We start from the raw sequence: 22287 nt of genomic DNA on the forward strand, positions 1-22287 counted from the left end.
GAGGGTTGCCAAGAAGGCCCTTGCCAGAATCGAAAAAGAGAACAATAAATTACGCCATAAACTGAATAAGACGGCTTAAAGCGTAACCGACACAAGCCTTGCAGAAAAGGACGGCGGCATGGGGATAATGCAGCCCAAGACACGCATCGACAAGCTGGTGGGCGCCCACGCCGCTGCCTTGTCCGAACGGCTGCACGCGCATCGTGAACAGCTTTTTCCTCCCGATGCCAGACGGGAATTGCGCAAGTTCACCTCGGGCGAGGTTGCCGACCTGCTGGGTGTGAAGGATGCCTATCTGCGCAAGCTAGATCTCGAGGGCAAAGGCCCCTCACCGGAAACCCGAGCCGGGGGTCGCCGCTATTACACGCCCGCCGATATCCAGGCCTTGCGCGAAATGCTTGAAAAGGGGGCAAAATCCCCTGGGACTTACCTGCCGGGCCGGCGCGGGCAGGATCATTTGCAGGTCATCACGGTGATCAACTTCAAGGGTGGATCTGGCAAGACCACGACGGCCGCCCATCTGGCGCAAAAGCTGGCCCTTGACGGATATCGCGTGCTGGCCATCGACCTTGACCCGCAGGCCAGCCTGTCGGCACTGCATGGGGTGCAGCCGGAACTGGATCTGACCGACGGCGGCACGCTGTATGATTCCATCCGCTATGACGACCCCGCGCCATTGCGCGACATCATCCAGAAAACCTATTTCACCAACCTGGACCTGATTCCCGGCAACCTGGACCTGATGGAGTTCGAGCATACGACCCCCATGGCGTTGCGCGAACGGTCCGGCAACTATTTCTTCACCCGGATCGGCGACGTTCTGGCCGAGGTCGAAGGCGATTACGATGTCATCGTGATCGACTGTCCGCCGCAACTGGGCTTTTTGACCATGTCCGCCCTGTCGGCGGCGACCGCCATTCTTGTGACGGTGCATCCGCAGATGCTGGACGTAATGTCGATGTGCCAGTTCCTGCTGATGACATCGAACCTGCTGGGGGTGGTCGCGGATGCGGGCGGCAGCATGGATTATGACTGGATGCGCTATGTAATCACCCGATACGAGCCGGGCGATGGACCGCAGAACCAGATGGTCAGCTTCATGCGGTCGATGTTCGGGGATCATGTCCTGAACCATCCGGTCCTGAAGTCGACCGCGATCTCGGACGCCGGGATCACCAAGCAGACCCTTTACGAGGTTGAAAAGTCGCAGTTTACCCGCGCGACCTATGAACGCGCCATGGAAAGCCTGAACGCCGTCAACGGCGAGATAGAAGGGTTGATACAGGCCGCCTGGGGCCGGAAGGGGATGTGATGGCACGCAAGGACCTGCTCAAGAACCTGATGGCCGCGCCCCCTGCCCCGGCCGAAGGCCGCCCTGCCCTGCCCCGTTCGGATCGGGGTGCGATCGGCGCGGTCTCGAAATCCATCAGCGAGTTGAAGAACCGCGCGATCATCGAGGTTCCGGGCGACATGATCGACAGCGCGGGCCTGGACGACCGCCTGGATGAAGACCCCCAGGGGATCGAGGCCCTGATGGCGTCGATCAAGGAGTATGGCCAGCAGGTTCCGATCCTGCTGCGTCATTCGCCAAATGCCGAGGGTCGGTATGATATCGTTTTCGGGCGACGGCGGGTGGCCGCATTGCGCAAGCTGGGGCTGCCGGTCAAGGCCATGGTCCGCAGCCTGAACGACCGCGAACTGGTGGTGGCGCAAGGACAGGAAAACTCGGCCCGCAAGGATCTGAGCTTTATCGAAAAGGCCAATTTCGCCCGGCAGATGGTCGGGGCGGGCTATGACCGCAAGCTGGTCTGCGACGCGCTGTCGATCGACAAGACGGTGATCTCGCGGATGCTTTCGGTGATCGACGCCCTTCCCGAGCCCTTGATCAAGGCCATTGGTGCGGCCCCGTCGGCGGGTCGGGATCGCTGGATGGCCCTGGCGAAAAGGGCCGAAGGACGATCGGTGGCGGATCTGGTGAATTCTGCCAAGGGCAGCGATTCCGACGCGCGCTTTGCCGCGGTTCTTTCCGCGATCAGCGCGTCCCCTGCCCGGCCCGCGGTCCAGCCATTGCGCACCGCTGATGGCCGCCCGCTGGGCAAGGTCCGGCGAGGCAAGGCAAAAATCGTGATCGAATTAGAGGCTCAGGGCCGCGACTTTGCGGACTGGCTGATCGATCACATCGCCGACGTTCACGACGACTGGCTGAAAAGCCTGACGTAGCAAGCATCACCCAGCAGAAGCAACCAAGGAGGCACAGGACGGCAAAAGAAAAGCCCCCCAGGACATGACATCCCAAAGGGCCGTTCTCTCGATCTCGCACCTCGAAGATAACGGCTAAAGTTGACAGCTGTCAACACCGTCGGTTCCGGCGAAGGCAATTCCTTTGCCTTGTGACATCACGAATGAGACATATTTCAACGACGTCCATCGGGCGGCGGCCGGTCATGGGTTGCCCGCCCACGGGCGAAGTCCTGGCCGTGGACAAATGGGCCATCCTGCGCGACCTGACCGATGGCCGCGAAGCCTTTGGCCTGAGCGATCGCAATCTGTCGGTTCTTTCGGCTTTGTTGTCGTTCCATCCGGCGCGCGATTTGGCCGCGGGGCCGCTGACCGTGTTCCCGTCGAATGCCAGCCTGTCAGGGCGCCTGCACGGGATGCCGGAAAGCACCCTGCGACGCCATATCGCGGTCTTGATCGACGCAGGCATGATCCTGCGCCATGACAGCCCCAATGGAAAACGCTATGCGACCCGCGATGGGAAAGGCCAGATCGACCGGATCTTCGGCTTTGACCTGAGCCCCCTCCTGCACCAAGCAGAGACGATCAGTGCCGCCGCGGAAGCGGCACAAGAAACACGCCGCCTAACACGCAAGTTGCGCCAGACCGTGTTTCTGCTGTTGAGAGACGTGAGCGCCGTCCTAGAGCATCAAAACAATGCATGCATTTTCCATGAAGATCTGGCCGAAATGCAACGCCAGTTGCGTCGCAAGTTGGATCTTGATGCACTCTTTGCGATGGAGGCAGGCTTGCGTGAACTGCTTGACAGCAACAGTGAGCATAGTGCGGAAACAACGAAATCAAGCGGCAATGACGCCCGAAATGAGCGGCACCAACATAATGCAGACTCTGATCTCCATGAATCTGATAGGGGCGATGACCAGCAAGAGCTTCCACCCCTGGCGATAGTCCTGAAAGCTGCCCCCGAGATGGAAACCTATGCCACCCGAGCAATAGAAGACTGGCAGGGACTGTCGCAACTGGCCGAATTCGTCCGCCCGATGATGGGGGTCACGACGGAAACCTGGCAATCCGCCCGGCGAATGCTGGGGGACAGACGCGCATCAATTGCCTTGGCTTGCATTCTGCAGAGATTTACTCAAATTCGCAGCCCCGGCGCTTACCTGCGGCGTCTGTCGATGTCACATGATCTCGACGTTGGACCCATGGTGATGGCCTTGCTGCGCAGCGGCGCGGCCTGCCCAAGTTGACAGCTGTCAACTCTGCGGACGGTTGCCGATGTGGTTTCACGGACGCGGCTGCAATATTCATCTTAAAACAGGGCAGGGGATGTCAGTGCTTCAATCGCGGCGACAGGATCAAGGTCGGGGCACCATCCCCATCACGGTTCGGCAGGGGCCTTTCCCGGATGGTCGGGCGGCTTGCCTGCAGGACGTCCAGCATATCGGGAAACCCGCTGGCGATTTCCGGCATCCCGGCATTCGCATAGGCGGTCTGTCCCACCCCCGCATAATGGACAATGGTGCCGCCCCGCCGCACAAGCCGTGCGGCAAAGAAGGCGCAAGAGATCAGGCATTCGTCCCCGATCCGGCGCGACTCGCTTGGCCGGGCCCGCCGCTGCCCCGCGTCCATCAGGCGCACCGTCAATCGGTCCGGCGCAAGCGGGCGGTGCATATAGCTGGCTAGGGTGAGGGCCAAATGAAACTCCAGCCCCGGGGACAGCGCGACCTGGCTTTCGCGCATTCCCTCGACCACCAGATCCCGTGCCGCAGAAAGATATGTGTCCATTGTGAAACCCTGGGCATCCTTGCCGACTATCCATCGCCACAAAGGAAAGTTTGCCCCAGTCCCGCCACAGGTCAAGCCCCCGGGCGTCCGAACGACCTTGGAATGACAGGATATTGCACGGCCTTTTTGGCTTTCCCAGTGACGCGGCAACCATGCGGGAACGCCGGGATCATTATCGGGGCTGCATCAGGCGTGCAGCGCCTCGATCCGCACCTGGGGAAATGCCGCAAGGGCCGTCTCGATCGCGGGGCGGGTCATCAGCACGCCGGCCGTCGACAAGGCATCGGCAAGCGCGGCGCTGTTCGCGCTGATCGACACCACCGACCAGAAGGGGCCTTGGCCCGCCGGGCCGATGATATGCGCCCGGTTTCCCGCGGGACCGATCCGGGTGCCGAAGGCTGCCGATGTCGCAAGCGCGCGGTCCTGCAAGGCCAGTTCGCGGATGATCGTGCCATCGGGCGCCGCGATCCTTGCGCTCCATGGGGCGGGGCCGATGGCCCGCGCCTCGCCTGCGTCGATCAGAACCTGGTCCAGCCCATGGCGGGCCGCAACCTGGGCCAGGCGGTCGGCCGCAAAGCCCTGGGCGATGCCGTTCAGCGTCAGTGCCATGCCGGGGCGCATCAGGCGGATCTCGGCCGGGTCGATGCGGACGTGCCGCCATCCGACCAGGGCGGCCGCGGCGGTTTCGTCCTGGCCCAGCCTGCGGGCCTGCCACAAGGGTTGAACGGTCGGATCGAAGATGCCGCGTGTCGCGTCATGCACCTGACCGGAAAGGTGCAACACGGCCAGCAGGTCGTCGGATGGATGGGCAAGCCTGCCCATGGCGTTCAGGCGGCGCAACTCGGATCCGGTGAACAGGGAAAACTGCCGCTCGATGCCGCGCAGGCTGCGCGCGGCCTCGGCGAAAAAGGCGCGGGCGGCCGCACCCGGACCGCCTTGGACGGTCAGTGCCACGTCCGCGCCCAACGCCACGCCCTGCCATCGGTGTCGAGTCTCTGCCAGGGCGGGCGTGGCCCAGGCACAGGCGGCGGACAGGGCAAGGAAGCGGCGGCGGCTGAAGGCAGCGTTTGTCACGGCGTCACCTGCTGGGACTGAATGGACGGCGGCTGGCGGTCCGCCGCGCCGTCATGGGCGCCTGCGGGAACCTGCGTCGGGTGGAGGGGCGGCGGCACGGGCGGGGATGCCGGGGCCGTGGGAAAGGGCGGGGCGTCGCTGCCCCGCGCGCGGCGTTTCAGGACAGGGCAGGTTCCCGGATCGTTCATGATGACCTGGCAGCGCAGGCACAGCACGCATTCGTTGGGATTGATCCGCCCCAGCGGGTCGATCGCGCCCACGGTGCATTTTGTCTCGCACAGCCGGCATTCGCGCCCGCATTGCGGACGGCGCTTCAGCCAGTCGAAGATCTTGAGCTTGGCGGGCAGCGCCAGCCCCGCGCCAAGGGGGCATAGGTAACGGCAAAAGAAGCGCTCGATGAACAGGCCCGCGCCGATCAGCGCGACCAAATACAGCACGAAGGGCCACGGGCGCAGGAAGCGCAGGCTGATCGCGGTCTTGAACGGCTCGACCTCGGCCATGACCAGGGCGTGGTTCATGGAATAAAAGGACAACGCGACCAGGCCCACGAACAGCGTGTACTTGATCACCCAAAGCCGTTCATGCAGCGCCTGGGGCACGGCGATCTGGCGGACGCCAAGCCGCTGGGCTGCGGCGTTCGTCAGTTCCTGCAGGGCGCCAAAGGGGCACAGCCAGCCGCAAAAGACGCCTCGTCCCCAGAACAGCATCCCAAGCGCCACCGCCGACCACAGGACAAAGATCAGGGGCGCGACCAGAAAGGTTTCCCAACGGAAATCGAAGACCAGCCCGTGCAGGAATGCGATGACCTGGACCACCGACAACTGCGCGTTCAGGCCCCAGCCCAAGACGACAAGCGTCGTCGCCAGATAGATCAGCCGCACCCGCCGCCACAGGAGGGGACGGCGCACAAGCCATTCCTGCCCGAACAGGATCAACCCCAGCACCGCCAGCATGGCGCCCACAAAGGCGATCTGCGGACGCTTTTCCATCCAGAACCGCTGCCACAGTGGAACATCGGGTTCCGGCGCGGCGATGCGGAACGCCTGGGGCAGGGCGAGCGTGGCCGTGACGGGCAGGGTCAGGACAGCGCCGCCCGCGCCGTTGCGCGATGTCGTGACAGTCACGCGAAAGGGCCGGGTCAGGTCGATGCCGCCCGCGTCGGGATCGGCATTGAAGCGGAACACGCTGCGTTCCCTAAGGTCAGGGGCGCCGCCGATTTCCAGCCGGGGGATTGCGGCAAAGGCATCGGCGGTCGGCACCAGGCGGATGTCGTCCTGGGCGATCTCGATCCGCTGGAACAGCCCCGTGCGGCGGTATTCGGTGCCGCGATGGGATTGCAGGCCGCGCGAAAAGACGCCCAGCAAGGCCTCGCCCGGGCCGATGCCGCCCGCAAGGGCCGTCAGGCGCTGCTGGCCCAGCAGGTTGCGCCCGGCGGTGGGGGTGTCGATCACGCCCGTCCACATCTCGAACCAGGCCGCGTCCGAGGGGGCGATGGGCGGGCGCGCACCGGGCATCGCGGCGGCGGCATCGGCCATCGTGGCGCGGGCATGGGACAGCGCGCCCATCGCCGTCAGCGCGTTCCAGTCGGCGGGGGCATGGGCCACGCGGTCGATCACGCCGCCGTCGGCCTGTGCCCCGGCCAGGATGCGGGCGCTGCGCAGGATGCCGTCGCGGATCACCCCGGTCGATACCGTCGCGCGCGAGATCACGTCGGGAACACCCGCACCCTCGACGGGGCGCGTCGTGTCATAGCCGCGAAAGCCATCCACATAGGCGGCGATGTCGGCGTCCGAGATGCCCAGCGTCAGCACGGGTTCCGCGTGCCGCATCAGTCGCGCCCCCGCGACCCGGCCGTCGGGGGCGACCGCGACCAGCACGTCAAGCGGCTGGCCGGAATAGCCGGTGGATCCGGCAAGTTCCCAGGTCGAGCCGATCAGGCCCAGGACACGGCCATCCGCCGCGACCGTCCAGCCGGGCACCGGGGTTTCCTGCCGCGTCAGCATGGGCGTGCTGCCCGGCGGCATCTGGAACAGGGCGGCTGCCAGAACGGCATCAGGGGCGGCCGGCGCGATCGTTTCCGAAGCCGCTGCAAGGGCAGGGGGCGCGGCATGGACCGGCCCTGCCAGTCCCGACGCCAGCAGCGACAGGATTGCGGCCGCGCGGGCAAGGGGGCGAAGGGATGCAAGCAGGTTCATGAACAATCCCGGACGCGCCCCTTGACGCCTTTGTGCGTGGCCAAGCGTCGCAGCGGGCCGTCACGGGGAACACTTGCGCAATTTCCGTCATCCGGCCTTGACCGAAATCAAGGACAGACCTCACGGAGTTGTTAACGTCCTGCCTGCCCCACCAGGAGGATGGAGAGGATTCATGAAGTTCCCAGCCCATACAGCCAGGATGTCGCTTATGGCATCGGCGGCACTGGCCCTGGTCTTCGGCGCAGGTTTCGCGTCGGCCCAGACGGCCGATCCCGCCCCCGCTGATCCAGCCGCGGCCACCGCCCCGGCCGACGACGCCACCATTGAAAACAACGCCGATCTCAACCAGGTCACAGGCCCCAAGGCCGGTCCCGAGACCGAGGTCCAGGAACTGCCCCGGTCCGAAGGCGCCCAGCTGACCACCAGCGAACAGGCCGGGGCCAAGTCCCAAGTCGAGGACCACACGTCCAAGCCCCAGGACCAGTATGAACCCTCGCTGACCACCCTTGGGCAGGAACAGCTTGCGGTGCCTGGCACCCCCGAGGGCGTGCCCGCGATGAGCCAGGCCGAATTCGACGAGGCGAACACGATCTATTTCGAACGCTGCGCGGGCTGCCACGGCGTCTTGCGCAAGGGCGCGACCGGCAAGGCACTGACGCCCGACCTGACGCGCGAACTGGGCTATGACTATTTGAAAACCTTCATCGAATACGGATCGCCCGCCGGGATGCCGAACTGGGGAACCTCCGGGCAGCTTGACGAACGTCAGATCGACCTGATGACCCGCTATGTCCTGCAGGATCCGGCAAGTCCCCCCGAATGGGGTATGCCCGAGATGAAGAGCAGCTGGCAGGTCGTCGTCCCGCCCGAAGAGCGCCCGACCGAGAAAATGAACGACTGGGATCTGGAAAACCTGTTTTCCGTCACGCTGCGGGATGCGGGCCAGATCGCGCTGATCGACGGGGGCACCTATGAGATCAGGAAGGTGCTGGACACGGGCTATGCCGTCCATATCAGCCGGATGTCGGCCTCGGGGCGGTATCTGCTGGTGATCGGCCGCGACGGCAAGGTAGACATGATCGACCTGTGGATGGAAGATCCTGCCATCGTCGCCACCATCAAGATCGGCGCCGAGGCCCGTTCGGTCGAAACATCCAAGATGGAAGGGTGGGAGGACAAATACGCCATCGCCGGCGCATACTGGCCCCCGCAATACGTCATCATGGACGGCCAGACGTTGGAGCCGCTGAAGATCGTCTCTACCCGCGGCAACATCTATGACGAACAGACCTATCACCCCGAACCGCGGGTGGCGGCGATCCTGTCCTCGCACTACCGGCCCGAGTTCCTGGTCAACATCAAGGAAACCGGCAAGATCCACTTGGTCGATTACACCGACCTGAAGAACCTGAAGATCACGGAAATCGAGGCCGAACGCTTCCTGCACGACGGCGGCCTGGACAGCACCAAGCGTTACTTTATAACAGCGGCAAACGCACGCGGCAAGCTGGTGGTGATCGACACCAAGGACGGCGAGCTGGAGGCGATCACCGACACCGGCGGCGAAACCCCGCATCCGGGCCGCGGCGCGAACTTCGTCCACCCGACCTTCGGGCCGGTCTGGGCGACATCGCACCTGGGCGACGATTCGGTGGCCCTGATTGGGACCGACCCGGAAGGCCACGCCGACAGCGCCTGGAAGATCGTGGACAGCTTCCCGGCCTTGGGCGGCGGTTCGCTGTTCGTGAAAACCTATCCCGGATCGAACCATCTTTATGTCGACGCGACGCTGAACCCCGAACCCTCGATTTCGGGTTCGGTCGCGGTGTTCAAGATCGACGCGATGACCGGGGACGGCGCCGATCCCGAAATCATCGAACTGCCCATCACGGAATGGGCCGGGATCAGCGAAGGCCAGCCGCGCGTCGTCCAGGGCGAGTTCAACAAGGACGGCACGGAAATCTGGTTCTCGGTCTGGAACGGCAAGGACCAGGAATCGGCCATCGTGGTGGTGGACGACAAGACGCTGGAACTGAAGCACGTCATCAAGGATCCACGCCTTGTGACGCCCACGGGCAAGTTCAACGTCAAGAACACCCAGGGCGACATCTATTGATCGCCTGAATGCCCTGCGGGCGTGCGGCCCCATGTCGCGCGCCCGCTTTCCCCAGCCTCAACTGCAAGGGATCACCGACATGGCGGGCAAGGTTTATTTGATCGGCGCGGGACCGGGCGACCCCGACCTGCTGACGGTCCGCGCGTTGCGGCTGCTGCAGGCGGCCGAGGTTGTCGTCCACGACCGCTTGGTCAGCCCCGAGATCATGGCCCTGACGCCCGCCGCCGCCCGCCGCATCCCGGTCGGCAAGGCTGCGGGCTTTCATTCGGTGCCGCAGTACAAGATCAATCAGATGCTGGTGGACCTTGCCCGCGAGGGTCACACGGTCATCCGGCTGAAGGGCGGCGATCCGCTGATCTTCGGGCGCGGGTCCGAAGAAGCCGAGGAACTGGCCGCTGCGGGGATCGCCTATGCCTATGTTCCCGGCATCACGGCGGCGCAGGGGGCCGCGTCCTCGACCGGGGTGCCGCTCACGCATCGCGGGCTTGCGACCGGGGTGCGCTATGTCACCGGCCACCGGGCGCGCGACGCGGTGCTGGATCTGGACTGGCACAGCCTGGCTGACCCCGACACGACGCTGGTCGTCTATATGGGCGCCGCGAACATGGCCGAAATCGCCGCCCGCCTGATCGCCGCCGGAATGCCGGTCGATCTGCCGGTTCTGGCCGTCGCCCATGCCACCACCGCGCGAGAGGTTCGGATGCTGTCGAACCTGACCCAGATCGGCGCCGATCTTGCCCGCAGGCCGATCGAGGCGCCGGTCCTGTTCGTCATCGGCCGCGTGGCCGGGCTTTACGAAACCGCCGCGCTGCCTTTGCCGCGCGACCTGCGTCCCGCCCATCTGCGCCTGGTCGGCCATGGCTGAGCCTTGGATGGTTGCCGCAGCCTTTCTGGCCCTGGCCGGTCCCGCCATGGCCGTCACGCCCGAACGGCAGGCGCAACTGGAACACATGGTGATCCAGGATTGCGGATCCTGCCACGGGCTGACGATGAAGGGCGGCCTTGGCAAGGCCATCACGCCCCAGGCGCTGTCCGGCCTTGATCCCGAAACGGTGGCGACGATCATCCTGGACGGCGTGCCGGGCACCGCGATGCCGCCCTGGCGACCGCTGATTTCCCCCGCCGAGGCGCTTTGGATCGCCCGATACCTGATGAAGGAGAAAGCCCCATGATCCGCCCCTGCCTGACCGTTCTTGCCCTGGTCCTGCCGCTTGCCGCATCCGCCGGGGAACCGCGCGGCACCGGCGATCTGGGCGTAGTGATCGAACGGGCCAGCGGATCCGTTCTGGTCGTGGACCAGTCCGACCGCGCGGCGCTGTGCCGGGTGCAGGGCCTGGGCGATCTGTCCCATGCCTCGCTTACATTTTCGCCCGACGAACGCTTTGCCTATGTCTTTGGCCGGGACGGGGGGCTGTCCAAGGTCGATATCCTGGCCTGCAGGCTGGAAAACCGCGTGGTGCAGGCAGGCAACGCCATCGGCGGCGCGATATCTGACGACGGCCGGCTGGTCGCGGTGTCGAATTACGAACCGGGCGGGGTCAAGGTCTTTGACGCGGACACGCTGGCGCAGGTGGCCGATGTGCCGATGGGGTCCAAGACCGTGGGCCTTGCCGACGCGCCCGGATCACGCTTCGTCGTGGCGACCTGGGACAGCGGAGAGGTCTGGGTGCTCGACCATTCCGCCGACCCCGCCAACCCGCAGGTCACGCGGATCCAAGGGGTCGGCGCGAACCCCTATGACGCGCTGATGACGGCGGACGGGCGGACCTATGTCGTCGGGCTGTTCGGCGAAAAGGGGCTGACCACCATCGACCTGTGGCAGGATCCCCCCCAACCCCGCCGCATCCTGCCCGATTACGGCCGGAACGAACCCGACCTGCCGGTCTACAAGATGCCGCATCTGCAAGGCTGGACGCTGGCGGGCGCGACCTATGCCCTGCCCGCCGTGGGCCTGCACCAGGTGCTGTGGGCCGATGCGGCGACGGGCCGGGAAACCGGCCGCACGGATGTCGCGGGCCAGCCGGTCTTTGTCACCGCCCGCCCTGACGGGCGCGAGCTGTGGGTGAACTTTGCCACCCCCGACAACGGGACCGTGCAGGTGATCGATGCCCTGACGCAGCAGGTGAAGCACAGGCTGGAACCGGGCAAGGGCATCCTGCATATGGAGTTCACGCCGCGCGGGCGCGAGGTCTGGCTGTCGGCGCGCGACGACAACAAGGTGGTGATCCTGGACGCTCGCACCTATCAGAAGCTGGGCGAGATACCGGCGCAGGCCCCGTCCGGCATCTTCTTTACCGCCCGCGCGCACCGGACGGGGTTGTGATCATGCGCGACACGCCCGACCCCGATTGCCTGGACAGCCGCCTGCTGGACGAATTCCAGCGCGACCTGCCCTTGGTCCCGCGCCCCTTCGCGGCCATGGCAGAAAGCCTTGGCACCACCGAAGGCGACGTGCTGGCCCGCTTGCGCGGGTTGCGCGACAAGGGCTGCATCGCCCGCGTGGGGGCCACCTGCCGCCCGAATACGGCAGGCGCATCCACGCTTGCCGCCCTGTCGATCCCGACCCCGCGCATCGAGGAGGTGGCGGCCATCGTGGGCGCTGAACCCGGCGTGAACCATTCCTATCTGCGCGAGGATGACTGGAACCTGTGGTTCGTCGCCACGGCCCCGTCGGACGCGGATCTGGCGGCGTCGCTTGCCCGGATCGAGGCCGCGTCGGGCCTGGCGGTCCTGTCATTGCCCCTGGAAAGGCCCTTCAACATCGACCTGGGCTTTCGCCTGCGCGGCCCGCGCGCGGCGATGATCCTGGACCGTCAGGCGGACATGACGGCCCTGCGCGACGACGACCGTCCGCTGATGCAGGCGCTGTCCGGGGGACTGGCGCTTGTTTCCCGGCCCTTCGCGGAACTGGCCGGCGCCCTGAACCGCAGCGAAGCCGATGTTATCGCCCGCATCGGTGCGCTGTCCGCTGCCCGCATCCTGACCCGCGTCGGCGTCATCGTGCGTCATCGGGCGCTTGGATGGGTGGCGAATGCGATGGTCGTCTGGCAGCCCGCCTGCGTGGAAACCGCCGGGCTTGCGCTGTCGCGGGTTCCGGGCGTCACGCTGTGCTATCAGCGCCGCACCGTGCCGGGCGTTTGGGACTGGCCCTTGTTCTGCATGATCCACGCCCAGTCCCGCCCCGAGGCCATGGCCGTCCTGGACCGCGCCCGCGCCTTGCCCGAACTGGCGGGCGCGTCCCACAAGATCCTGTTTTCCACCCGATGCTTCAAGCAGCACGGCGCCCTGATCGAGGCCGCATGACCCGTCCCACCCGCACCGTCCTGCCCCATGACGCCCTGGACGCGACCGACCGCGCCATCCTGAACGCCTTGCAGGACGGCTTTCCGCTGACCCCGCGCCCTTATGACGACGCGGGCGCGGCCCTGGGGATCACCGGCGCGGATCTGATCGCCCGCCTGTCGCGCCTGCGCGATCTGGGCGCGATCACCCGCTTTGGACCGTTCTTCGACGCGGCCCAGATGGGCGGGGCCTTTTGCCTTTGCGCCATGGCCGTGCCCCCGGACCGTTTCGACGCCGTCATGACACAGGTCAATGCGTATCCCGAGGTGGCGCATAATTATGAACGCACCCACGCGCTGAACATGTGGTTCGTCCTTGCCACCGATTCCCCCGGCGGCATCGACCGCACCGCCCGCGCCATCGAACAGGAGACGGGATTGAAGGTCATGCTGTTTCCAAAGCTGGAGGAATACTTCATCGGCTTCCGGGTGCGGGCATGATGCCTGACCCTGCCGCCCTGGACCCCATCGACCGGCGCATCGTGCAGGCCACGCAGGCGGGACTGCCGCTGGTCGCCGCGCCTTATGCGGAAATCGCATCGGCTCTTGGCCTGACCGAGGCCGAGGTGATCGCCCGCATGGCCGCGATGCAGGACCGGGGCGCGATCCGCCGCATTGCGGTCGCGCCGAACCATTACGCCCTGGGCATGACCGCCAACGGGATGAGCGTGTGGGACGTGGCGGACGACCGCATCTCGGCCTTGGGGGCGCGGATCGGCGCGCTGCCTTTCGTCACCCATTGCTATCAGCGCCCGCGCGCGCGGCCCCAATGGCCCTATAACCTGTTCGCCATGCTGCACGGCTCTGACCGCGCCGAGGTCGAGGCAAAGCGCGCCACCGTTGCCGCGATCCTGGGCGACGCCTGCCAAGGCCACGACATCCTGTATTCCACGCGCATCCTGAAAAAGACCGGGCTGCGCCTGCGCGACGATTGAAAGGGGACGCGATGTTCCGCCTGACCCAATACATGCACCAACTGGTCCGGCCGACCCCGGTCGTCCGCCGGGGTCGGCCCGGCAGCGTCAAGCCGGTGGTGATCTGGAAGCATCCTGAAAAAGACCGGGCTGCGCCTGCGCGACGATTGAAAGGGGACGCGATGTTCCGCCTGACCCAATACATGCACCAACTGGTCCGGCCGACCCCGGTCGTCCGCCGGGGTCGGCCCGGCAGCGTCAAGCCGGTGGTGATCTGGAACCTGACGCGCACCTGCAACCTGAAATGCCGCCATTGCTATACGGTATCCTCGGATCATGTCTTTCCCGGCGAACTGACGCATGAGCAGGCCATGGCCGTGCTGGACGATCTGTCGGGCTTTCGCATCCCCGCGCTGATCCTGTCGGGGGGCGAGCCGTTGTCGCGGTTCGATTTCTGGGACCTGGCCGAACGCGCCCGCCAGCTGGACTTCCGCCACCTGTCGCTGTCCACCAACGGCACGAAGCTGGGCGATCCGGGCGCGGCCGACCGGGTGGCGGCGCTTGGCTTTGATTATGTCGGCATCAGCCTGGACGGGATCGGGGCCGTGAACGACTGGTTCCGGGGGGTGGACGGCGCGTTCGACAATGCGCTTGCCGGGGTGCGGGCCTGCAAGGCGCGGGGCGTCAAGGTGGGCCTGCGCTATACCATCACCCGCGACAACGCACACCTCCTGCCCGCCATGCTGGATCTGTGCGAGGCCGAAGGGGTGGACAAGTTCTATCTGTCGCACCTGGTCTATGCGGGTCGCGGCGACAAGCACCGGGGGGACGACCAGGAACACGCCCATACCCGCCGCGCCATGGACATCCTGATCGAACGGGGCTGGGACGCGCTGTCCAAAGACCGCCCGCTGGAGATCGTGACCGGCAACAACGACGCCGATGCGGTGTGGTTCATGCACTGGGCCGAACGCAACTTCGATGCGGCCACCGTTGCCCATGTGCGCGACCATCTGGTGGCCTGGGGCGGCAATTCCAGCGGCTTGGGCGTCGCCAACATCGACCCCCAGGGCAAGGTCCATCCCGATACCTACTGGTCGGACTATACGGTCGGCAGCGTCAAGGAACGGCCCTTCAGCGAATGGTGGACCGGCGACGATCCGATGCTGGCGACCCTGCGCACCCGGCCCCGACCGCTGAAGGGCCGCTGCGGGGCCTGCGCGTTCAAGGACGTGTGCGGCGGCAATACCCGGATTCGCGCGCTGCAACTGACCGGCGACCCCTGGGCCGAGGATCCGGCCTGCTATCTGTCCAATGCCCAGATCGGCGTCCATGACGACCTGGGCCGCCTTGCCGTCACGCCGTTCCGGGGGAAAAGCCATGATCCGGCCCATCGTTTCTTCTGACCTGATCCGCGGGCTGCTGCTGGCCGCGCTGCTGGTTCCGGCGCAGGCAATGGCCGACCCGGCTGCGGATTATGAAAGCCATTGCGCCGCCTGCCATGGCACAGGCCGGCTGGGCGGCACCGGACCGGCGCTGATCCCAGAAACCCTGGGCCGTGTCCGGGGCATCGCCGATGTGATTGCTCATGGCCGCCCGCTGACGCAGATGGCGGGCTTCGCGGACCAGTTGTCGGGCGAACAGATCGAGGCGCTTGTGGATTTCATCAAGATGCCCCTGGCCCGGACGCCCGCCTGGACCGTGGCGGACATCACCGCCAGCCGGGACATGGCGCCGGATTACCGCCCCGCCGCAGCCCCCGTCTTTGACGCCGATCCGATGAACATCACCCTGGTCGTCGAGACCGGCGATCATCATGTCAGCGTGCTGGACGGCGACCGGCTGACGGTGCTGGACCGCTTTGCCACGCCCTATGCCGTCCATGGCGGGCCGAAATTCTCGCCCGACGGACGCTTTGTCTTCATCATGTCGCGCGACGGCTGGGTCCAGAAATACGACATCTGGTCCCTGGCCGAGGTGGGCCGGGTCCGCGCGGGCCTCAACAGCCGCAACATCGCCATGAGCCATGACGGCAAATGGCTGGCTGTCGCCAATTACCTGCCGCAGACCCTGACGATCCTGTCCACCGACACGCTGGAACCCGTCCGGGTGATCGACGTGGTGGCCCGCGACGGCACCCCCAGCCGCGTCAGCGCCGTCTACCAGGCGCCCGACCGCCGCAGCTTCATCCTGGCCCTGAAGGACGCCCCCGAGATCTGGGAGATAGCGACCCACCCGGACGCCGGACCCTTTCACGATGGGTATGTCCACAGCTATGAAAAAGGCGCGGTCGAGGCTTTTGGCGCGCAGGAAGGGCTGTTCGCCCGCCGCCGCATCCCCACCGGGGAACCCCTGGACGATTTCTTCTTCGATCCGGGCTACAAGAACCTGATCGGCACCAACCGCGAGGGCACCAAGGGCGTCGTCATCAACCTGACCAGCGGCGGCAAGGTGGCCGAACTGCCGCTGCCGGGGATGCCGCATCTGGGTTCGGGCATCACCTGGGACCGGAACGGCCACAAGGTCATGGCCACGCCGCATCTGAACGAAGGCGTGCTGTCGGTGATCGACATGACCGACTGGACCCTGGTCAGGCAGATCCCCACCCACGGCCCCGGATTTTTCCTGCGCAGCCACGAGACATCGCCCTATGTCTGGGCGGACGTGTTCATGAGCGACCGCAAGGACGAGATCCACATCATCGACAAGCAGTCGCTGGAGATCGTGCGGACCCTGACCCCGGCCCCCGGCAAGACCGCCGCGCATACCGAATTCACCCGCGACGGGAAATATGCGCTTGTATCGGTATGGGAGGATGACGGCGCCCTTGTCGTCTACGACGCCCACACGCTGGAGGAGGTCAAGCGCCTGCCGATGCGCAAGCCGTCGGGCAAATACAACGTCTGGAACAAGATCACCTTTTCGGACGGCACAAGCCACTGACGGCCGGGGCGGCATTGCTGGCGTTCGGTGGTTCGGGAAGGGCAGGGGGGCGCGTGACCCTTCTATTGCCCATGCGGATGGGATAGGCCGGGCATCGGCTTTCAACGACAGGATTTCCCCGATGCTTCCCTGGATACACCTAGCGACGGCCACAGCGCCGGACGGGGATAGGCTGAGGCTGTTGCGCCGGGGCGACGAATTCTCGATCCGCCTTGGGGGCGGCAACGAATTGATGAACAGCAGGCTGGGCCATTCGGAAGAAGCATTGGCCAGGCTGGCGCTGACGCGTCTGTCAGGCAGGCCCGCCCCCCAGGTGCTGATCGGGGGCCTGGGCATGGGTTTCACCCTGCGGGCCGCCCAGACCGCAGCACCCCCCGATGCCCGCCTTGTCGTTGCCGAGATCGTGCCCGAGCTTGTCGGCTGGGCCGGGCAGCACATGGCATCCGTCTTTGGGGATTGCCTGGCGGATCCGCGCGTGCGGGTCGAGACGCGCGACGTGGGCGCCATGATCCGCGAGGCCACAGGCCAGTTCGACGCGATCCTGCTGGACGTGGACAACGGTCCCGACGGCCTGACCCGTCCCGGCAACCAGGCCCTTTACCATGAAAACGGCCTCGGGGCAGCCCGCCGGGCCTTGGCCCCCGGCGGCGTGCTGGCGGTCTGGTCCGCTGCACCGGCCCTGGCCTTTTCGCAACGGCTTTCCCGCTGCGGCTTCGATGTCACCACGCAGATGGTCCGCGCTCATGGCGGCAAGGGCGGCAACCGCCACACGATCTGGATCGCAGCCCGGACGGGCTGAAGGCCGGGATCGCGGGCGGGCTTACGCCGCGCCGTAGCGCCGCCGGGCCTCGCGGAACGATGTCAGCCGCTTCAGCTTTTCGTCCCACAGGTGCAGGTTCACCGAACGCAGGCTTTCCCACAGGGTCAGCCGCTGGGCGACCTCGAGTTCGGCATGGTCGCGCAAGATCTCGGGCAGGCGATAGAAAGGGATGCGGCTGTACAGGTGGTGGACGTGATGGATGCCGATATTGGCGGACATCCACCGCAGCGGCGCGGGCAGGACGTAATGGGACGATCCCGCCAGGGCCGCCTCGTGCAATTGCCAGGCGTCCCCTTCGGACCAGTGCGTTTCCTCGAACTGGTGCTGGACATAGAACAGCCAGACCCCGATCGTCGCGGCAACCACGACGGTGGGAAGAAAGATCAGCAGCACCGGCATCAGACCGCCCAGCCAGATCATCGCCGCCAGACCAAGAGCGATCATGGCATTGGTTCCCATGGCGGAAACCCAGTAGCGCCGGCCGGCATTCATCAGGCCCAGCGGCAACCTGTTCTGCAACAGGAACAGATAGCTTGGTCCCAGCCCGAACAGCGTGACGGGATGGCGGTAAAGGCGATACATCAGCCTGCCGAAGCGGCCGCGGGCGCGGTATTCCGCGACCGTCAGCGTCAGCACGTCGCCGATGCCGCGTTGGTCAAGATTGCCGTGCTGGGCATGGTGGATGGAATGGGTCCGGCGCCACACGTCATAAGGCGTCAGCGTCAGCACCCCCAGGCACCGGCCCACCCAGTCCTGCGCCCGGCGGCTGTGAAAGAACGAGGCATGGCCGCAATCATGCTGGATGCAAAAGATCCGCACCAGGAAAAAGCCATTGAGGATCGCGATGCCAAGCGTCAGCCAGGGGCTGATCGGCATCGACATCCAGGCCAGAACCCACAGCACCGTGAAGGGCACAAGCGTGGCAAGCAGTTCAAGAACGCTGCGGCGCGTGGACGGCTCGCGGTACTTGGCCAGGATGCGGACCCAGTCCTTGGCCGAGCGAACCTGCGCGGCAGGCCTGTCTTCGGATGATGTCACCATCGCCGCCCTTGAGCTTGAGCCACGTATGGCCATCGGCCCGCACGGCGTTTCCTTGTTCCCCATCATCTAGGGCAGGCCTTGTGCCCAGACAAGATACCGAAAGCACGGCTGGCGGATTATCGGGGTCGAAGGAACGGCCACGACCGCGTCTTTTGCAATACCGCGCCGTGGCGCAAGATCGGCCTTGCATCGGGCAAGCCCCCGGTTCAGTAAATCGGCTGTGACCCATGACTCGGACCAGCCATCCCGTTCCTTGGCGTCGCTCGGATGGGCGGCGTTTTTCGACGACCAGCTGGATCCGGCGGAAACCGGTCTTGCGCGGATGCGCATCGCGACCGTCCACCGCGCCCGGATGACCGCTGAATCCCTGTCGGGTCCGGTCAGGCTGGCGCTGCCCGTTCATGCCAATACCGCCGACTACGCGGTCGGGGACTGGGTTCTGGCCCAGCCGGACAGCCACCTGCTTGTCCGCAGGCTGGCGCGCAAGACCCTGTTGCAACGGCGCACCGAGGGAGGCCGGGTTCCGCAACTGATCGCGGCGAACGTGGACACACTGTTCATCGTCACCTCGTGCAACGACGACCTGAATGCCGCGCGGATCGAACGGTATCTCGCGCTGGCCAACGAGGCGGGCACGACGCCGGTGATCGTCCTGACAAAGGCCGACCAGGTCGCCGATGTCGGGCCTTACCGGGCCCAGGTCGAAGGCCTGCAGCGCGAGCTTGCGGTGGTGGCGCTGAATGCCCGGTCGCCGGACGCGGCGATGACGCTTGGCCCTTGGTGCGGCGCGGGCCAGACGGTGGCCCTTGTGGGATCGTCCGGGGTGGGGAAATCATCGCTGCTGAACACGCTTTCGGCAAAGGCGCCCGCCGATGCCCAGCCGACCGGCCCGATCCGGGAGGCGGATTCGAAGGGCCGCCATACGACCACCTCGCGTTCGCTTCACGCCATTGCCGGGGGCGGCTGGGTGATCGATACGCCGGGGATCCGCACGCTGCACGTCAGCGATATTTCCGCAGGACTGGACCAGCTGTTCAGCGAGATCGCCGACCTTGCGCCCTTGTGCCGCTTTGGAAACTGCACCCATTCCCATGAACCGGGATGTGCCGTCCGGGCGGCGGTGGCTGCGGGAACGCTGGATCCGGCACGGGTCGATCGCTGGCGCAAGCTTCTGGAGGAAAACCGCAGCAATACCCCCGTCCAGTCGGGGCCGCGCGGCAACAAGGTCACAAAGGCCCCCGGCAAGCGGCGCTGACGCCCCCGAGCGCTTCTGCTGCCTTTTCCCGCCGGAAAACGGAAACGGGCCGCGAAACCGTTGATGCGCGCCGCGTTTGCTGCCACCATGGCGGTATCGCTTCTTGTCCCCCCGGGCCGCCATGCCTTGCCCCCGCCGCCTTGTTCTTGCCGGAGCCGCAGCGATGCTGCTGGCCACGCAGGTGCGCGCCGCGGGCGAGATCGGCCATGCAGTCCGCACGGCCGGCGCCCCCGTCCTGCTGCGCGCCCGAAAGCTGTCCCCCTTGCGCGCCCGCGATGCGGTATTCGACGGCGACACCGTTCGGACCGACCCGCGCAGCCTGGCCGAACTGATGCTGGCCCAGGCGACGCGGATCAGCCTTGGTCCCAGCAGCGAACTGAAGATCGACAGCTTCACGGCCAACCTGGGCGGCCAGATCAGCCTGGGCGGCGCCATGGTCTTTGACCGGCCCGAGGATCTGCCCCCCATCGACCTGACGGTCCGTTCCGCCTTTGCGCGCATCGGCGTGCGCGGCACCCGGTTCTTTGCGGGGCCAAGCAACGGCGTCTTCGCCGTCTTCGTCGCGCGCGGTACCGTGGAGGTGAGGATGAACAACCAGGTCGGCGGGTTCACCGTGCTGGGTCCGGGCGAGGGGATCGACATCGCCCGTCCCGGCGGCAGGCCCGGCCCGGTGGTCCGCTGGGGTCAGGCCCGTATCGCCGCCGCCTTTGCCAGCGTCGGGCTGTGACCCAGGGTAAAGACCTGCATCGGGCCAAAGCTGCGGATGTCTGTCCGTCCCAGCGACCGCAGCGGCAGGCTTGACGCCGCCGCCGCCGCGGGGCCGATGCAGATGGCCGTGCCCAGATCCTTGTTCGCTTCCTGCAACCGCGCGGCCAGGTTCACGGCATCGCCATGGGCGGTATAGTCGATCCGGGCGCCCGATCCGACATCGCCCAGGACCGCCGGTCCGGTCTCGATCCCGATGCGGGTGCGCCCCAGTCCTGCCGCCACCTGGTCCGGCAGGCGGCGGAACGCCTCGGTCGCGGTATGGATTTCCAGGGCGCAGGCCAGGGCCGCGTCGACATGACGGGGCAGATCCAGCGGGGCGTTGAACAGCGCGTGGACCGAATCCCCCACCAGCTTGTCGATCATGCCTCCGTGCTTCAGCACGATGCCGCAGGTCAGGCTGAAATAGGCGTCCAGCACCCGCACCAGATCCTGCGGGCCAAGGCTGTGGGTGATGCGGCTGAAATCCTCGATGTCGGTGAAAAGGGCCGTCACGATCCGCGCCTCGCCTTCCAGCTTCAGAAGATGCGGATCCTCGACCAGGCGGGCGATGACGGAACCGGGCAGAAGCTGGCCCATCCGGCGGCGCAGCAGGCGTTCGGCGCGCCCGATCTGCGCCGCCCGGCTGATCAGGGACAAAAGCGCCGTGGACAGGACCGCCCCCGCAGGGATCAGCGGATCCATCAGGCTGCCGCCCTGCCTTTGCACCAGCAGGCAGGCGGCAACCCAGATCAGCGCGATCCCCACCGATACGGCAAAGGCGGGCAGGGCGGGCAGCGCCAGCACGGCAAGAACCGCCACCAGACCGGCTGCCGCGACAAAGCCCGCCTCGAACCGGGGCGACAGGGCGTCGCGGTGGGGCGCGGTCCCGGACAGCAGCGCCTGGGCCAGGTCGGCATGGATCTGGACCGAGGGCTGCAATGGGCTGACGGCGGTCGGCCGCAAACCGCCGCGTTCGGGCAGGCTGCTGCCCACGAAGACCACCGCGCCGCGCAAGGATGCCAGATCGGCGCCCGCCAGCACCGCCTCCGCCCGCAGGGTCCGGTCGCTCCAGACGCCCGGAGGCGTGGGATGCAGCCGGACCTGCCCGTCCCTGTCCAGCGGGACGCGCTTGCCGCCGATCCGCAGCCAGGGCGCGGGCGACGGTCCCAGCAGCACGGCGGCCTGTCCGGTCGCGATGCGGACCGCCTCGACCGCCAGCGACGGAAAGGGGGTGGCGGCGACGATCACCCCCACGGGCGCCTTGCGCAGCCTGCCGTCGGCTTCCCCCGCCATGGCGACCGATCCGGCTGTCGCGGCGGCGCCAAAGGCCGGGCAGGCGGCCTCGGCCCCCGGCGCGCGCCACAGCAGGCGGGCCGCGCCATCGGCCAGGGCCAGCGAAGGACGGGACGGCGGCGGCGGCCCGGTATCCGCCAGCAGAAAGCCCAGCACCGCAGGCCCCTGCGCAAGCGCCGCCGTAAGCGCGTTATTGACTTCCCCCGCCCCGCAATCCCCGGAAAAGACGATGTCGTATGCCACCACCGCCGGGTTCGCCCCGGCCAGCCGCGCCGCCAGCCGCGCCGTGTCGCCCCGGTCCCAGGGCGCGCCGGTCTGGCCGGTGGCGCCGATGTCGATCACCCGCACCGGCGGAACCGGATCCCCCCGCTGCGGCAGCGCAAGGATCATCGCGTCGAACACCCGGTCCTGCAACGCCCGCAGGCCGGGGGGCGGGTTCAGCACGACAATCGCAAGGCCCAGGGCCATGGCGGCCCCCGCCAGCATCAGCCGTGCCCGCCCGCGTTTCAGGCGGCGGGCCAC

20 protein-coding genes are annotated in these 22287 nt (G+C 66.6%); 15 read left to right on the plus strand and 5 right to left on the minus strand.

The genetic code is table 11. From position 1 onward, the window contains the following. The first annotated feature begins 127 nt into the window (after window positions 1–127). The 3 genes from repA to repC all read left to right on the plus strand — a co-directional run bounded on the left by repA (window position 128) and on the right by repC (window position 3488). Window positions 128–1312 carry a plasmid partitioning protein RepA gene (repA, locus tag Q5701_RS14355; protein WP_306751663.1) on the plus strand — a complete coding sequence of 395 codons (1185 nt, stop codon included), beginning with the start codon at window positions 128–130 and terminating at the stop codon, window positions 1310–1312. Next, window positions 1312–2220: a plasmid partitioning protein RepB gene (gene repB, locus Q5701_RS14360; RefSeq protein WP_306751664.1), complete on the plus strand. Its 909-nt coding sequence runs from the start codon at window positions 1312–1314 to the stop codon at window positions 2218–2220. Before repA ends, repB begins: the two co-directional genes overlap by 1 nt. A 182-nt stretch (window positions 2221–2402) precedes the next feature. Then, complete coding sequence (gene repC / locus Q5701_RS14365) at window positions 2403–3488, plus strand: plasmid replication protein RepC (protein WP_306751666.1); 1086 nt, start codon at window positions 2403–2405, stop codon at window positions 3486–3488. A gap of 82 nt (window positions 3489–3570) precedes the next feature. On the opposite strand, the gene Q5701_RS14370 is transcribed toward repC, so the two are convergent. The 3 genes from Q5701_RS14370 to Q5701_RS14380 form a co-directional block, all read right to left on the minus strand. Beyond that, complete coding sequence (locus tag Q5701_RS14370; RefSeq protein ID WP_306751667.1) at window positions 3571–4026, minus strand: hypothetical protein; 456 nt, start codon at window positions 4024–4026, stop codon at window positions 3571–3573. A gap of 186 nt (window positions 4027–4212) precedes the next feature. After that, on the minus strand, window positions 4213–5100 hold the full coding sequence (locus tag Q5701_RS14375) for an FAD:protein FMN transferase (RefSeq protein ID WP_306751668.1): 888 nt from the start codon (window positions 5098–5100) through the stop codon (window positions 4213–4215). Continuing rightward, window positions 5097–7295 (minus strand): NosR/NirI family protein, encoded by a 2199-nt coding sequence (locus Q5701_RS14380; RefSeq protein ID WP_306751669.1) that lies wholly within the window; start codon window positions 7293–7295, stop codon window positions 5097–5099. Before Q5701_RS14380 ends, Q5701_RS14375 begins: the two co-directional genes overlap by 4 nt. A 208-nt stretch (window positions 7296–7503) precedes the next feature. Here Q5701_RS14380 and Q5701_RS14385 point away from each other — a divergent pair, with 208 nt between their 5' ends. The 10 genes from Q5701_RS14385 to Q5701_RS14430 all read left to right on the plus strand — a co-directional run bounded on the left by Q5701_RS14385 (window position 7504) and on the right by Q5701_RS14430 (window position 17408). Further along, entirely contained in the window at window positions 7504–9411 is a 1908-nt protein-coding gene (locus Q5701_RS14385; RefSeq protein ID WP_306751670.1) for a nitrite reductase, read from the plus strand. Window positions 9412–9442: 31 nt separating this feature from the next. Next, window positions 9443–10276, plus strand: a complete 834-nt coding sequence (gene cobA / locus Q5701_RS14390; RefSeq protein WP_306751671.1) for a uroporphyrinogen-III C-methyltransferase — start codon at window positions 9443–9445, stop codon at window positions 10274–10276. Beyond that, on the plus strand, window positions 10269–10583 hold the full coding sequence (locus tag Q5701_RS14395; RefSeq protein WP_306751672.1) for a c-type cytochrome: 315 nt from the start codon (window positions 10269–10271) through the stop codon (window positions 10581–10583). Before cobA ends, Q5701_RS14395 begins: the two co-directional genes overlap by 8 nt. Further along, window positions 10580–11734 carry a cytochrome D1 domain-containing protein gene (locus tag Q5701_RS14400; protein ID WP_306751673.1) on the plus strand — a complete coding sequence of 385 codons (1155 nt, stop codon included), beginning with the start codon at window positions 10580–10582 and terminating at the stop codon, window positions 11732–11734. The genes Q5701_RS14395 and Q5701_RS14400 overlap by 4 nt, the downstream gene beginning before the upstream one ends. Before the next feature lie 2 nt (window positions 11735–11736). Further along, the gene (gene ahbB / locus Q5701_RS14405; protein WP_306751674.1) at window positions 11737–12714 is read left to right on the plus strand and encodes a siroheme decarboxylase subunit beta; all 978 of its coding nucleotides are present in this window, start codon (window positions 11737–11739) and stop codon (window positions 12712–12714) included. Further along, window positions 12711–13193: an Lrp/AsnC family transcriptional regulator gene (locus Q5701_RS14410; RefSeq protein WP_306751675.1), complete on the plus strand. Its 483-nt coding sequence runs from the start codon at window positions 12711–12713 to the stop codon at window positions 13191–13193. Before ahbB (Q5701_RS14405) ends, Q5701_RS14410 begins: the two co-directional genes overlap by 4 nt. Continuing rightward, a complete protein-coding gene (gene ahbB, locus Q5701_RS14415) occupies window positions 13190–13687 on the plus strand; it encodes a siroheme decarboxylase subunit beta (RefSeq protein WP_306751676.1) in 498 nt (165 codons plus the stop codon). Before Q5701_RS14410 ends, ahbB (Q5701_RS14415) begins: the two co-directional genes overlap by 4 nt. 11 nt (window positions 13688–13698) lie before the next feature. Continuing rightward, window positions 13699–15072: a heme d1 biosynthesis radical SAM protein NirJ gene (gene nirJ / locus Q5701_RS14420; protein ID WP_444875280.1), complete on the plus strand. Its 1374-nt coding sequence runs from the start codon at window positions 13699–13701 to the stop codon at window positions 15070–15072. After that, window positions 15047–16609: a nitrite reductase gene (locus tag Q5701_RS14425; protein ID WP_306751677.1), complete on the plus strand. Its 1563-nt coding sequence runs from the start codon at window positions 15047–15049 to the stop codon at window positions 16607–16609. Before nirJ ends, Q5701_RS14425 begins: the two co-directional genes overlap by 26 nt. Window positions 16610–16730: 121 nt before the next feature. Next, window positions 16731–17408 (plus strand): spermidine synthase, encoded by a 678-nt coding sequence (locus tag Q5701_RS14430; protein WP_306751679.1) that lies wholly within the window; start codon window positions 16731–16733, stop codon window positions 17406–17408. A gap of 21 nt (window positions 17409–17429) precedes the next feature. On the opposite strand, the gene Q5701_RS14435 is transcribed toward Q5701_RS14430, so the two are convergent. Beyond that, window positions 17430–18470: a fatty acid desaturase gene (locus tag Q5701_RS14435; protein WP_306751681.1), complete on the minus strand. Its 1041-nt coding sequence runs from the start codon at window positions 18468–18470 to the stop codon at window positions 17430–17432. 220 nt (window positions 18471–18690) lie between these two features. Between Q5701_RS14435 and rsgA the strand changes: the two genes are divergently transcribed. Together rsgA and Q5701_RS14445 are read left to right on the plus strand one after the other, a co-directional pair. Further along, complete coding sequence (rsgA, locus tag Q5701_RS14440) at window positions 18691–19725, plus strand: ribosome small subunit-dependent GTPase A (RefSeq protein ID WP_306751682.1); 1035 nt, start codon at window positions 18691–18693, stop codon at window positions 19723–19725. Window positions 19726–19888: 163 nt separating this feature from the next. After that, complete coding sequence (locus Q5701_RS14445) at window positions 19889–20452, plus strand: FecR domain-containing protein (RefSeq protein ID WP_306751683.1); 564 nt, start codon at window positions 19889–19891, stop codon at window positions 20450–20452. Here the strand turns inward: Q5701_RS14445 and Q5701_RS14450 are convergent. Further along, window positions 20410–22287: an adenylate/guanylate cyclase domain-containing protein gene (locus Q5701_RS14450; protein WP_306751684.1), complete on the minus strand. Its 1878-nt coding sequence runs from the start codon at window positions 22285–22287 to the stop codon at window positions 20410–20412. The two genes, Q5701_RS14445 and Q5701_RS14450, sit on opposite strands and share 43 nt — an antisense overlap.

Source organism: Paracoccus actinidiae (assembly GCF_030863885.1).
Lineage (GTDB): Bacteria > Pseudomonadota > Alphaproteobacteria > Rhodobacterales > Rhodobacteraceae > Paracoccus > Paracoccus everestensis.

Excerpts from the sequence above, each read along its gene's own strand:
- Q5701_RS14385 (WP_306751670.1), top strand. The coding sequence starts at position 7,504 with ATGGCATCGGCGGCACTGGCCCTGGTCTTCGGCGCAGGTTTCGCGTCG.
- nirJ (WP_444875280.1), top strand. The coding sequence starts at position 13,699 with ATGTTCCGCCTGACCCAATACATGCACCAACTGGTCCGGCCGACCCCG.
- cobA (WP_306751671.1), top strand. The coding sequence starts at position 9,443 with ATGTCGCGCGCCCGCTTTCCCCAGCCTCAACTGCAAGGGATCACCGAC.
- Q5701_RS14400 (WP_306751673.1), top strand. The coding sequence starts at position 10,580 with ATGATCCGCCCCTGCCTGACCGTTCTTGCCCTGGTCCTGCCGCTTGCC.
- Q5701_RS14410 (WP_306751675.1), top strand. The coding sequence starts at position 12,711 with ATGACCCGTCCCACCCGCACCGTCCTGCCCCATGACGCCCTGGACGCG.
- Q5701_RS14380 (WP_306751669.1), bottom strand. The coding sequence starts at position 7,295 with ATGAACCTGCTTGCATCCCTTCGCCCCCTTGCCCGCGCGGCCGCAATC.
- ahbB (WP_306751674.1), top strand. The coding sequence starts at position 11,737 with ATGCGCGACACGCCCGACCCCGATTGCCTGGACAGCCGCCTGCTGGAC.
- repA (WP_306751663.1), top strand. The coding sequence starts at position 128 with ATGCAGCCCAAGACACGCATCGACAAGCTGGTGGGCGCCCACGCCGCT.
- repB (WP_306751664.1), top strand. The coding sequence starts at position 1,312 with ATGGCACGCAAGGACCTGCTCAAGAACCTGATGGCCGCGCCCCCTGCC.
- Q5701_RS14430 (WP_306751679.1), top strand. The coding sequence starts at position 16,731 with ATGCTTCCCTGGATACACCTAGCGACGGCCACAGCGCCGGACGGGGAT.
- Q5701_RS14445 (WP_306751683.1), top strand. The coding sequence starts at position 19,889 with ATGCTGCTGGCCACGCAGGTGCGCGCCGCGGGCGAGATCGGCCATGCA.
- ahbB (WP_306751676.1), top strand. The coding sequence starts at position 13,190 with ATGATGCCTGACCCTGCCGCCCTGGACCCCATCGACCGGCGCATCGTG.
- Q5701_RS14425 (WP_306751677.1), top strand. The coding sequence starts at position 15,047 with ATGATCCGGCCCATCGTTTCTTCTGACCTGATCCGCGGGCTGCTGCTG.
- repC (WP_306751666.1), top strand. The coding sequence starts at position 2,403 with ATGAGACATATTTCAACGACGTCCATCGGGCGGCGGCCGGTCATGGGT.
- Q5701_RS14395 (WP_306751672.1), top strand. The coding sequence starts at position 10,269 with ATGGCTGAGCCTTGGATGGTTGCCGCAGCCTTTCTGGCCCTGGCCGGT.
- Q5701_RS14435 (WP_306751681.1), bottom strand. The coding sequence starts at position 18,470 with ATGGTGACATCATCCGAAGACAGGCCTGCCGCGCAGGTTCGCTCGGCC.
- Q5701_RS14370 (WP_306751667.1), bottom strand. The coding sequence starts at position 4,026 with ATGGACACATATCTTTCTGCGGCACGGGATCTGGTGGTCGAGGGAATG.